12 protein-coding genes are annotated in these 11,733 nt (G+C 64.9%); 7 read left to right on the top strand and 5 right to left on the bottom strand.

Annotated elements, in window-relative coordinates; translation table 11 throughout:
• Together rpmF and mtgA are read right to left on the bottom strand one after the other, a co-directional pair.
• The coding region (rpmF, locus tag JWQ24_RS16905; protein ID WP_299810346.1) for a 50S ribosomal protein L32 at positions 1 to 110 on the bottom strand (110 nt) is incomplete at its 3' end.
• A 216-nt stretch (positions 111 to 326) separates the two neighbouring features.
• Positions 327 to 989: a monofunctional biosynthetic peptidoglycan transglycosylase gene (gene mtgA, locus JWQ24_RS16900; protein ID WP_299810340.1), complete on the bottom strand. Its 663-nt coding sequence runs from the start codon at positions 987 to 989 to the stop codon at positions 327 to 329.
• A 166-nt stretch (positions 990 to 1,155) separates the two neighbouring features.
• Between mtgA and JWQ24_RS16895 the strand changes: the two genes are divergently transcribed.
• The 3 genes from JWQ24_RS16895 (at position 1,156) to JWQ24_RS16885 (ending at position 4,605) form a co-directional block, all read left to right on the top strand.
• Positions 1,156 to 2,079 (top strand): polyprenyl synthetase family protein, encoded by a 924-nt coding sequence (locus JWQ24_RS16895; RefSeq protein WP_299810336.1) that lies wholly within the window; start codon positions 1,156 to 1,158, stop codon positions 2,077 to 2,079.
• A gap of 2 nt (positions 2,080 to 2,081) precedes the next feature.
• Complete coding sequence (locus JWQ24_RS16890; RefSeq protein ID WP_299810333.1) at positions 2,082 to 2,774, top strand: DUF1345 domain-containing protein; 693 nt, start codon at positions 2,082 to 2,084, stop codon at positions 2,772 to 2,774.
• 226 nt (positions 2,775 to 3,000) lie between these two features.
• Complete coding sequence (locus JWQ24_RS16885) at positions 3,001 to 4,605, top strand: Na+/H+ antiporter (protein ID WP_299810330.1); 1,605 nt, start codon at positions 3,001 to 3,003, stop codon at positions 4,603 to 4,605.
• Between the two features lie 149 nt (positions 4,606 to 4,754).
• Here the strand turns inward: JWQ24_RS16885 and ispG are convergent, their stop codons facing one another.
• The gene (gene ispG, locus JWQ24_RS16880; protein ID WP_299810327.1) at positions 4,755 to 6,050 is read right to left on the bottom strand and encodes a flavodoxin-dependent (E)-4-hydroxy-3-methylbut-2-enyl-diphosphate synthase; all 1,296 of its coding nucleotides are present in this window, start codon (positions 6,048 to 6,050) and stop codon (positions 4,755 to 4,757) included.
• 283 nt (positions 6,051 to 6,333) lie between these two features.
• Between ispG and JWQ24_RS16875 the strand changes: the two genes are divergently transcribed.
• Positions 6,334 to 6,717 (top strand): hypothetical protein, encoded by a 384-nt coding sequence (locus JWQ24_RS16875; protein WP_299810324.1) that lies wholly within the window; start codon positions 6,334 to 6,336, stop codon positions 6,715 to 6,717.
• A gap of 122 nt (positions 6,718 to 6,839) precedes the next feature.
• On the opposite strand, the gene JWQ24_RS16870 is transcribed toward JWQ24_RS16875, so the two are convergent.
• Both JWQ24_RS16870 and JWQ24_RS16865 read right to left on the bottom strand, forming a co-directional pair.
• On the bottom strand, positions 6,840 to 7,694 hold the full coding sequence (locus JWQ24_RS16870; RefSeq protein ID WP_299810343.1) for a DMT family transporter: 855 nt from the start codon (positions 7,692 to 7,694) through the stop codon (positions 6,840 to 6,842).
• A gap of 113 nt (positions 7,695 to 7,807) precedes the next feature.
• On the bottom strand, positions 7,808 to 8,314 hold the full coding sequence (locus tag JWQ24_RS16865) for a transcriptional repressor (RefSeq protein ID WP_299810321.1): 507 nt from the start codon (positions 8,312 to 8,314) through the stop codon (positions 7,808 to 7,810).
• Positions 8,315 to 8,478: 164 nt separating this feature from the next.
• Here JWQ24_RS16865 and JWQ24_RS16860 point away from each other — a divergent pair, with 164 nt between their 5' ends.
• From JWQ24_RS16860 to JWQ24_RS16850, 3 genes are read left to right on the top strand one after another with little or no spacing between them, the layout of a single operon-like run.
• On the top strand, positions 8,479 to 8,970 hold the full coding sequence (locus JWQ24_RS16860; RefSeq protein WP_299810318.1) for a MarR family winged helix-turn-helix transcriptional regulator: 492 nt from the start codon (positions 8,479 to 8,481) through the stop codon (positions 8,968 to 8,970).
• Positions 8,963 to 10,108, top strand: coding sequence for an HlyD family secretion protein (locus JWQ24_RS16855; RefSeq protein ID WP_299810315.1), 1,146 nt, complete (start codon positions 8,963 to 8,965; stop codon positions 10,106 to 10,108). The genes JWQ24_RS16860 and JWQ24_RS16855 overlap by 8 nt, the downstream gene beginning before the upstream one ends.
• Positions 10,109 to 10,112: 4 nt before the next feature.
• Positions 10,113 to 11,669 carry an MDR family MFS transporter gene (locus JWQ24_RS16850; protein WP_299810312.1) on the top strand — a complete coding sequence of 519 codons (1,557 nt, stop codon included), beginning with the start codon at positions 10,113 to 10,115 and terminating at the stop codon, positions 11,667 to 11,669.
• The last annotated feature ends 64 nt before the right edge of the window (positions 11,670 to 11,733 follow it).

Raw genomic sequence — 11,733 nt, 5'->3', positions numbered from 1 at the left:
CGCAGTTCGCCGGAATCCTTGTCTTCCGCATAGGTCGGGGTCTTGAGCGCGTCAGCCGAACGACGCATGCCACGCCGCGACGGCGATGTTTTTCTTCTGGGAACGGCCATGGGATGGTCCTTGCAGTAGAGTAAGAGTGGTTCGATCGGCATCCGCGAGCGGACGGCCCGGCGCCGGGGGCGCGGACAAAATCGTCGATAAGGCCGCGCTTATAACGGAACGGGGACGGCAATGCTAGGGCGGCGCGAGGGGAAAATTCGCGCTGCTCCCGCACCGTCATTCCGGGGCGCGCGCAGCGCAAGCTGCGAGCGCCCCGGAATGACAGATTAGCCCCAGCAACGCTGCAATTCAGCCGCCTGCGCCCGCGCCATATAGGTCGAGGCCAGCCGCCGCACGCCCGGCCCCGGCGTCCGGGCGCTGCGCGTCACCGGGTTCGGCAGCACCGCCGCCAGCAGAGCGGCGTCGCGCGCCGACAAGTTGGTGGCCGAACGGCCAAAGGCGAACTTCGCGCCGGATTCGGCGCCGAACTGGCCGGACGGGCCCATCTCGGCGATGTTCAGGTAAATTTCCAGGATCCGCGCCTTGCTCAGCACCAGGTCGATCCACATCGCCAGCGGGATTTCGAGGCCCTTGCGGATCACGCTGCGGCCAGCCCACAGGAAGAGGTTCTTGGCGACCTGCTGGGTGATGGTAGAGCCGCCGCCGGATACCTCGCCGTCCTGAGCGTCCTCGATGGCGCTCTGCAGCGAATCCCAATCGATGCCCTTGTGGCTGCAGAATTTCGCGTCCTCGGCGCCGACCACGCTGCGTGGCAGCGCCGGCGACATCGCCGCCAGATCGACCCAGGACCGCTCGACCGGCGCGCCCGTCACCCAGCGCCACGCCATCAGCGCCGAAACGGGATGGCCGCCGCTGTACAGCGGCGTCAGCGCATAGGGCGCCAGCAGCAGAAGCACCACGATCAGGATCAGACGACGGACAATGCGCAAAGCAGGGTTCCGGGTTGGCTCGTACCGCCGATAGAGCGGGGATTCCGAGGGCTTTTCAAGGCGGTTAAGCCTGGTCGGCGGGATTTACCGCAAGATCGCTCCGCGGAATTGACGCAAGGCCTGCCATAGAGGATGGTCCGGCCGAATTGATCTGGAGCTATTCTTAATGACTACCGGCGCCCCTACCGATTTCGCAGCCCGCCTCGACCAGACCGCCGAAGAGACCGAAGCCGTGCTCGGCCGGCTGCTCGGCGACGGGCTGCTGCCCGACGAGATTGCCCGGCCGAAGCGGCTGATGGACGCGATGCGTTATTCCAGCCTCGGCGGCGGCAAGCGGCTGCGCCCCTTCCTGGTCGTCGAGAGCGCCGCCGTGTTCGGCGTGCCACGCGAGGCCGCGCTGCTGGCCGGCGCCGCGCTGGAATGCATCCACTGCTATTCGCTGATCCATGACGATCTGCCGGCGATGGACGACAGCGACCTGCGCCGCGGCCGCCCGACCCTGCACAAGGCCACCGACGACGCCACCGCGATCCTGGCCGGCGACGCGCTGCTGACGCTGGCCTTCGACATCATCACCCGTGATGAAATCCACCCTGACCCCACCGTACGGCTGTTGCTGACCCGCGCGCTGGCGCGCGCGTCGGGCATCGGCGGCATGGTCGGCGGCCAGATACTCGACCTCGCCGGCGAAGGCCGGTTTGGCGATCGCGAGCCGGTCGACGTCGCCCGCCTGCAGCAAATGAAGACCGGCGCCCTGCTCCGCTTCGGCTGCATCGCCGGCGCGCTGCTCGGTCAGGCCACGCCCGACCAGTACAAGGCGCTCGACGATTACGGACGCGCGCTCGGCGAAGCGTTCCAGATCGCCGATGACCTGCTCGACGTCGAAGGCGACGCCGCCTCGCTCGGCAAGCCGGCCGGTGCGGACGCAGCCCTCGGCAAGACCACCTTCGTGACCCAGTTGGGTCTGGCCGGCGCCAAGCAGCGCGTCAGCGACCTGATCGGCACCGCGGACGCTGCCCTGTCGATCTTCGGCGCCAAGGGCGACGTGCTGCGCGCCGCCGCGCGCTTCGTCGCCGAACGCAAGAACTAACGATGACAACAGCGGGTAACGAGCTCGAAGAACTCGTAGCCCGCTTTGAAAAACTGCCGCGGCCGGTGCGCATCGTCTATGCCCGGCCGCGCACCTTTCTCGCCATGGCGCTCGGCGTGCTGGCGTTCTTCCTGCTGCCGGGATCGATGCGGCTGGTGACCCGGCTGCTGCTCGGCTGGGACGTGTTCATCGCATTCTATCTGCTGCTGGTCTTCACGATGATGGCGCGCTGCGGCCTCGCCCACATCCGCCGCAACGCCGTGCTGCAGGATGACGGCAGCATCATCATCCTGCTGGTCGCCGCCCTCGGCGCCTTCGCCAGCATCGCCGCCATCGTGTTCGAACTCGGCGCAGGCAACCGCAGTGCGCCGGAACTGGCGCTGGCCACCGCGACCATCGCGTTGTCGTGGGCTGCCGTACACACCACCTTCGCGCTGCATTACGCCCACGAATTCTACCGCGGCAAGAAGCCCGGCGGCCTCGCCTTTCCGTCCGGCGACGAGAAGCCCGAAGCGCCCGACTACTGGGACTTCGTCTACTTCTCCTTCATCGTCGGCATGACCGCCCAGGTCTCCGACGTCGGCATTACAGCCAAGAACATCCGCCGCATCGCGACCGCCCACGGTATCGTCTCGTTCATCTTCAACACCGCCCTGGTGGCCCTCATGGTCAACATCGCCGCCAGCGCGATCTGATCATCATCTTCCTTCTCCCCTTGTGGGAGAAGGTGGCGCGGACGCAGTCCGCTTCGGATGAGGGGGGACTGCTGGGCTCTGAGTTCGCGGCTACCCCTCACCCGTCCGCGCTACGCGCGCCCCCCCTCTCCCACAAGGGGAGAGGGAAGAACCGCGCTTCGCTTGCGTGTTCAGATTGACCTCAAAGCCTCAACAGGCAAACTGCACCTGTAAAGGACACCGCTGCGTGGAAGCCAAATTCCCGATCTTCCTGATCCTGCTGGCCGTGCTTGCGGGCACCGCCTATCTGTCGCGCCGGATCCATATCGCGCACGCGATCCTGGCGTTGCTGGCCGGTATCGCGCTGGCCTTCGTACCCGGCATGCCGGCGCTCGAATTGCCGCCGGACCTGGTGCTGCTCGGTGTCCTGCCGCCGCTGATCTATTCCGCCTCCGTCGCGATGAGCTGGCGCGAGTTCCGCGCCAGCCTGCGGCTGATCACGTTGCTGGCGATCGGCTGCGTGATCTTCACCGCCTGCATGGTCGCTACCGCGACGCATTTCCTGATCGGTCTGCCGTGGAACGTCGGCTTCCTGCTCGGCGCCATCGTGGCGCCCCCGGATGTCGTCGCCCCGCTCGCAGTGGCGCGCAAACTCGGCTTGCCGCGGCGCATGCTGGTCGTGCTCGAAGGCGAGGGCCTCGCCAACGACGCCACCACGCTGATCCTGTACCGCTTCGCCGTGGTGGCGATCACCACCGGCGCGTTCTCGCTCCCCGTGGCGGCCGGCACCTTCACCGCGATCCTCACCGCCGAGCTGGCCTTCGGGCTCTTGATCGGCTGGATCAGCCTGCGGCTGCGCCACTACGCGCGCGACCCGCAGGTCGAGATCACGCTGTCGCTGCTGACGCCCTATGTCGCCTATCTGATCCCCGAACATTTCGGCGGCTCCGGCATCATCGCCACCGTCGTCTGCGGCCTCTACATCAGCTGGAACGGCCCCTTGCTGATCTCCGCCGCAACGCGCCTGCAGGGCATCTTCTTCTGGGACCTCGTGATCTACATGATCGAGGGCATGCTGTTCCTGCTGACCGGCTTCCAGATGCGGCTTCTGATCGAGAAGTCGAAGGCGTTTGCGGTCAACGAGATTCTGCTGGCCACCGCGGTGGTCGCGATCATCATCGTGATCGCGCGCTTCGCCTGGGTGTATCCGGCTATCTATTTGCCGCGTTTTCTCCAGAAGAGCCTGCGCAAGAGCGACCCGGCGCCGAGCTGGCGCTGGACCTTCGTGATCGCCTTCACCGGCGTGCGCGGCGCGGTGTCGCTTGCCGCCGCGCTGGCGCTGCCGTTCGCGCTGCCCTCCGGCGAAGGCTTTCCTTCGCGCGACCTGATCCTGTTCGTCACCTTCAACGTCATCCTGATCACGCTGGTCGGCTTCGGCCTAGGCCTGCCGATGGTGGTGAAGATGCTCGGCCTGGGCAACGAGGGCCGCAAGGAACATATCGCCGAACACGAGGCCGAACTCGAGGCCCGTCGCGAAGCGCTGGCCGCGGCGCTGGCCTCGCTCGACGCCATGACCGACGATCGCGAACTCTCCGACGAGGTGGTGAAGCTGCTGCGCACGCGGCACGAGGTCCGCTCCGGCCAGATCCCGGGACAGATCGACCCCGACGAAGACAATTCGCAGCTCGGCACCGAGCTGGTGTACGAACTGATCGCCGCCGAGCGCAAGTTCATCCACATGCAGCTGCGCGACGGCAAGATCACCGACGAAAGCCGCCGACGGATCGAACGCGATCTGGATCTGGAAGAGGCCGGGCTGATCAACCGGGAATATCGCCGGATGCCGCTGTAGAACAGCGGACGGCAAGTCACCGTGCTGTTCAATCGCTATTTTCTGAGGGGGCACCGAACTTGGAGCAAACTCTTGATCATCCGCACACGGCACAAAAAAAGCCGGCCGCTGAATAAATCCAACGGCCGGCCTGAATTCTCGTGAGCTACTTATTCCGCCGCGTCGACGACGCCGACCTGCGCCGGCAGGGCTGCGCCCGAGCCGTAGCGGTGGTCGATATAGTCGATCACCATCACCTTGAAATCGGCGGCGATGTTCGGGCCACGCAGGGTACGGAATTTCTTGCCGTCGACGAACACCGGCGCCGCCGGGGTTTCGCCGGTGCCGGGCAGCGAGATGCCGATGTCGGCGTGCTTGGATTCGCCGGGGCCGTTGACGATGCAGCCCATGATCGCAACGTTGAGCGACTCGACGCCGGGATAGCGGGTCTTCCAGGAGGGCATCTCGACGCGGATGAAGTCCTGGATCGAGCGCGCCAGTTCCTGGAACGTGGTCGAGGTGGTGCGGCCACAGCCGGGGCATGCCGCGACGAGCGGCACGAAAGTGCGGAAGCCCATCGTCTGCAGCAGTTCCTGCGCGACCTGGACTTCCAGCGTGCGGTCGCCGCCGGGCTCCGGCGTCAACGAGATGCGGATGGTGTCGCCGATGCCCTGCTGCAGCAGGATACCGAGTGCCGCGCTTGATGCGACGATGCCCTTGGAGCCCATGCCGGCTTCGGTGAGGCCGAGATGGATGGCGTAGTCGGAGCGTTCCGCCAGCGTCTGGTACACCGCGATCAGGTCCTGCACCGCCGACACCTTGGCGGACAGGATCATGCGGTTCTTCGGCAGGCCAATCTCTTCGGCGCGCGCGGCCGACAGCAAAGCCGACTGCACCATCGCCTCGCGGGTCACGGCGCGAACGTCCTTCGGCGCGGCGAGCAGCGCGTTCTCGTCCATCAACTTGGTCAGCAGTTCCTGATCGAGCGAGCCCCAGTTGGCGCCGATCCGGACCGTCTTGTTGTACTTCAGCGCCATCTCGACGATGTCGGTGAACTGCGTGTCGCGCTTGGCCTTGAAACCGACGTTGCCCGGATTGATGCGGTACTTGTCGAGCGCCTCGGCGCAGGCTGGATGGTCGGCCAAGAGCTTGTGGCCGATGTAATGGAAGTCGCCGATCAGCGGCGTGGTGATGCCGCGCTTGCGCAGCTCGTCGCGGATATAGGGCACGGCGGCCGCGGCCTCGTCGCGGTCGACGGTGATGCGGACCATTTCGGAGCCGGCGCGCGACAATGCTGCGACCTGCTCGATGGTGCCCTGGATGTCGGCGGTGTCGGTATTGGTCATCGACTGCACGACGATCGGCGCGCCACCGCCGACGGCAACGTTGCCGACCATGACCTGGGTGCTGCGATGCCGGGCCTTCGGGCCGGCGACATCGGACTGCGGTTTTTCAAGCATGTTCATGGGGTCTCGAATATCAGGTTTTGGTGACATTCAGCAATGGATCAATGGTCACCGTGTCGTGCGCCGTAGGCCTGAAATAGCCACCCTGAGCGCCAAGGATAAGGGGTGATAGCGGTAAAAGCTGACAATTTGCTGACCAGAAGGCGGGTGTCCTGGAAAAAGTTCGATTTTCGTTCCCTTGCATCGCCCGCGGCCGAAAACGATCATATCTGATCAGAAGTCGGCCGGAATCGATCAGATACGATGAATTGTGGTATCTTCGGCGTACTCCGGCGAGATCATCATGACCCCAACCCTGGTTCTCACCACCGTCAACGCGCCTTACCGCCGACAGCTCGACGCGGATGAGTTGGCGCATTGCCTGCGAGATCCGGTCGCCGCCAACGCTCTGCCCGGCCATATGTCGAGCTTTTTCGGCGAGGTCGCCCCTGCCCTGCAGATCGCTTTTGCCGCCCAGTTTGGCATAGCGAAGCCCCAGCTGGTTGCCGCCGCGCGGGCGTTTGCGGCCTATTCCGGCGAAACCTACCCGCTGGCTACCATCGCGGCGCCACGATCAAACCACGCGACATCTTTGATATTGCGGCTGCCGGCGAACAACACGCGGACGCAGTGGTTTGCGCCTTGCGCGCGTATCGCAAGGAAGTCGAACGAACGATTCAAACACTAGATCGCTTGCAGCCCGATTTTGTAACCAGCGCCATTGCAGCTTTGCCGATCAAGCACAGCTACCGTTTGGTCGCCCGCACCGCCCTTGAGCGCACCAAGGAAATCCCTCGCGCCGTATGAGCGCTAAGCCGCGCGCGGCGCCGGCTTGTTGACCAGATACAGCCCGGCGATCACCAGAAGGGCGGCGACGCCGAAGGCGGGCGTCAGGTGGTCGCCCATGATCGCATAGCCGCCGGCGACGCCGATCAAAGGCGTGATGAAGGTAAACGCCGACAATTTGCTGGCGGAATAGACCTTCACGAGGCTGAACCAGATCAGAAACGTCATGCCGACCACCCAGATCGCCTGAAACGCCATCAGCGACAGCGTCAGCGCGCCGGGAACCTTGGGAATGGTCTCGCCGGCCAGCCAGGCGGCCAGACCGAGGATCGGGATCGACATCGCGACCTGGTACCCCAACGCCTTCTCGGGTGGGCAGCGGCCGAGCTTGGTTGCCTTCACGCATAACGTGGTGGCGGCCCACAGCACTGCGCCGGCGACCACCATCAGATCGCCGAGCAGCACGTTGGCGTCGACATCGGCCTGCGGCACCCCGATCGCGAACGCGACGCCGGCGAAGGAGACCGCGAGGCCCAGCCATTGCGCGGTGCGCAGCCGCTCGCCGAGCCACTGATAGGAGCCGACCGCCACGAAGAACGGCGCGGTATAGAGAAACACGGCCGCGCGGCTCGCCGAGGTGTATTGCAGGCCGTGGAAGATCAGCACGAATTCGACGCCGAACATCAGCCCGCAGAACAGCCCGGCCGGCAGCGATCCGTCGCGCTCGAACAATTTGGTGCCGCGCACGACGGCGATCGTCAGGATCACCGCCAGCGCGCCCGCCGAGCGCAGCATCGCCTGCAGGTAAGGCGGGATTTCCGGCAGCACGAGCTTGATCGCGATCTGGTTGAAGCCCCAGGTCAGGCACAGCATCAGCATCAAGGCGACGGCGCCGAAAGTAAGCGAACGCCCGCCGGGCGGTATCGGGTCGTGCGCAACAGACATGGGAACCTCGAGCCGGCTTGCCGCCGTGTTGTTATTGTTGGGGGGCGTCAGGCGGTCTGGCAGTGAGCGCAGGTGCCGGTGATTTCCACCACCGACAGTTTCGGCACGAAGCCGGTGGTGCGCGCCGCGTCGTTCAGGCTCTGCGCCACCCTGGTGGCCGGCACCTCGCCGACCGAACCGCATTTGTCACAGATCAGGAACGCCACCATCGACGCTTCGCCGTGGTCGTGCGCGCAGGCCAGAAAGGCGTTGCGGCTCTCGATACGGTGGACGAGGCCGTTCTCCATCAGGAAATCCAGCGCCCGGTACACCGTGATCGGCGCCGGTCGCGCGGTGGTCTTGGCGAGTTCGTCGATCACCTCATAGGCGCCGAGCGGCCGGTGGCTGGCCAGCAGCGCCTGCAGCACGGTGCGCCGGATCGGGGTGAATTTCTGCGACCGGCCGGCGCATACCGTTTCCGCATGGCGGATCGCGTCCGCGGTACAGCGGTCATGATCATGGCCGGGGGCCGGGAAGCTCGGCTTTGCCACGGACTTCGGTTTCAAGGCGGTCATGTCGTTCAATGTAATGCGTCAGGCGCCGGTTGGCTCATCTTTTAGGACCGGCAGGCACAGTTTTCTCTGTCTCCGCCATACCGGACTCGCAGGGCTGCCTTCCCAAATATGGCGATGTACATTAATAAGCTAGCTTATTATATCGCTTGCTTACGGAGTGACCAATGCCCGGGTCAAATGTAGACTTCCTGTTTGCGGTGTTCGAGACGCAGCGTCTGCTGCGTCTCTACGCCGACAAGCAGGCCCGCCGTTACGGCCTGACGCGCGCCCAATGGGCAGTGCTGGCCAAGCTGGAACGCGTCGAGGGCCAGAAACAGGCCGAACTCGCCGACCTCATGGAGATGGCCCCCATCACCCTGACCCGCCTGATCGACAAGTTGTGCAATTGCGGGATGGTGGAACGGCGCAGCGACGACAACGATCGCCGGGTCAACCGCCTCTATCTGACCGACGCCGCACGGCCGCTGCTGGCCAAGCTGACGGCGCTGCGCAACGAAATCACGCAGACCGCGTTGGCCGGGTTGAGCGCCGACGAGGTTCGCCGGCTGGTCGGCCAGCTCGAAACCGTCAAGGACAACGTCCGGGAGGCCGTGCAGGCCGCCGGACAGACCCCCAAAACCCCAACGCCCCCTTTCAAGGAAGCGAGCCATGGCTGAGCCCGTATTGAAATTTCCGCCCGAGAAAGGCGCTCCCGAGGGCGTCGGCAAGGCCGGCACCACCACCGCACGGCCCGGATTCCTCAAGCGCTACCGCCGCACGCTGCTGCTGGTGGTGCTGCCGGCGATCGCGTTGGTCGGCGGCGTCGCCTTCTATCTGAGCGGCGGCCGCTACGTCACCACCGACGATGCCTATGTCGGCGCGCAGAAGGTGCTGATCACGCCGGACATTTCCGGCAATATCGAGAAGGTGGTGGTGCGCGAGGGCCAGCACGTCAATCAGGGCGACGTGCTGTTCGAGATCGACCCGGTGCCGTTCCGGATCGCCTTGCGCCAGGCGCAGGCGACGCTGGCGCAGCAGAAGACCAGCTACGACACGCTGGTCGGCAATGTGAAGATCTACGGCCAGATGCAGGACCTGATGCAGCAGGGCGCCGACCTGAAGCAGCGCGACGTGGAGCGCAAATCGACGTTGGTGAAGAGCAATTTCGGCTCGCAGCTCGACCTCGACAACTCCGCCACCGCACTGGTGACCGCTCGCGCGCAGCTCGAACTGCTGCGACAGCAGCTGTCTACCGCCAAGAACCAGTTGCTCGGCAATCCCGATTTGCCGCTGGAAGAATTCCCGCCTTACGCGCAGGCCAAGGCGGCGCTCGATCAGGCGCAGCGCAACCTCGATCACACCACGCTGCGCGCGCCGATGAGTGGCATCGCCACCCAGGTCGACAACATCCAGCTCGGCCGCTTCGTTGCCGCGGGCTCCCCGATCCTCAGCGTGATCGACGACGCGAAGCCTTGGGTCGACGCCAATCTGAAAGAGTCCGACTTCACCTATATCGCCGTCGGCCAGAAGGTCGACATCGATGTCGATGCGTTCCCCGATCACGTCTTCAAGGGCACCGTGGGCTCCTTGAGCCCCGGCACCGGCGCGCAGTTCGCTATCCTGCCGCCGCAGAACGCCACCGGCAATTTCGTCAAGGTGGTGCAGCGCGTGCCGGTGCGGATCTATCTCGATTACGCCGATCCCGCGGTGCAGAGGCTCAAGGCCGGCATGAGCTCCTACACCTCGATCGACACCAACCACCACCGCTCGCTGGCGGCTCTGTTCGGCGTCAAGTCCGCCGCGGCGAAGGACTGACGACATGAGCACGTCTGCAGCCCCGGTTGCGGTCCCCGGCCTGCGCCGGAACATGGTGACGATCTGCGCCATGACCGCGACCATCATGCAGGCGCTCGACACCACCATTGCCAATGTCGCGCTGCCATATATGCAGGGCTCGCTGTCGGCGTCGCAGGACCAGATCCACTGGGTGCTCACCTCCAATATCGTCGCCGCCGCCATCATGACCGCGCCGGTCGGATGGATCGCCAACCGCTTCGGGCGCAAGCGCATCTTCATCCTGTGTTCGGGCGGCTTTACGATCGCCTCGGTGCTGTGCGGGCTGGCGCAGGACATCAACCAGATGGTGCTGTTTCGTCTGCTGCAGGGCATGTTCGGCGCGGCGCTGGTGCCGCTGTCGCAGGCGGTGATGCTGGACTCCTACTCGCTGCAGGAGCGCGCCAAGGCGATGTCGATCTGGGGCATGGGGGTGATGATGGGGCCGATCATGGGCCCCTCGCTCGGCGCCTGGCTGACCGAGACCTATTCCTGGCACTGGGTGTTCTTCGTCAATTTGCCGTTCGGCGCGATCACCGTGCTCGGGCTGCTCGTCTTCATGGACGAGACCAAGAAGGATATCAGTCTCAGATTCGACTGGCTCGGCTTCGCGGCGCTGGCGGTGGGAATCGGCGCGCTCCAGCTCGCGCTCGACCGCGGCGAGCAGCTCGACTGGTTCGAATCGGCCGAAATCCTGGCCGAGTTTGCCGTCTCCGCCGTCGCCTTCTACTATTTCTTCGCGCACTCCCTGACGACCTCGCGGCCGTTTATCCAGTTCGCGCTATTCAAAGACCGCAACTTCCTCACCGGCTGCATCTTCATGACGGTGATGGGGCTCGTATTGTATTCGACCATGGCGCTGGCCTCGCCCTACCTGCAAAACGTCATCGGCTATCCCATCATGACCGCCTGTGGCCTGCTCGCCAGTCGCGGCTTCGGCACCTTCTTCGCCATGATGATGGTCGGCCGCATCATGCGCTACATCGAGGCGCGCACGCTGATCATCTCCGGCCTGACACTGACGGCCGCGTCGCTGTTCCAGATGACCGGCTGGACCGACCAGACTCAGGTGCCGGAAATCGTCGTCGTCAGCGTCATCCAGGGCTTTGGCTTCGGCTTGGTGTTTGTGCCGCTCTCGACGGTGGCGTTCATGACGCTGCCGAACCATCTGCGTACTGACGGCACATCGATGCTGACGCTCTTCCGCAACGTCGCGAGCTCGGTCGGCATTTCCATCGTCATCGCCCAATTGACCCAGGGCACGCGCAAGACCTACGCGATCCTGTCCGAGCACATCAACCCGTTCAATCACGCGCTCCAGATGCCGGACGTCAGCGGCATGCTCAACCTCTCCACCGACGCCGGCCGCGCCATGGCCGACAGGATCGTCAGCATCCAGGCGCAGATCATCGCGTTCGCGCACGACTATCAGCTCGTGATGTTCTTCATTCTCTGCACCATCCCGCTGGCGCTGATGATCGGCTCGACCAAGGCCGCGTTGCGCAAGCAGTCGCAGGCGCCGGAACATGCGGTGATCGAGTAGGGGGGCGGCGCGCCACATCGACGCTCGTCATACGCGGGCTTGACCCGCGTATCCATCTACCTTC

This window comes from Tardiphaga sp. (assembly GCF_028290495.1).
In the GTDB taxonomy this organism is placed as follows: Bacteria; Pseudomonadota; Alphaproteobacteria; order Rhizobiales; family Xanthobacteraceae; genus Tardiphaga.
Note: the sequence above shows the minus strand (reverse complement) of the source record. Positions and strands in the feature narration are given on the sequence as shown.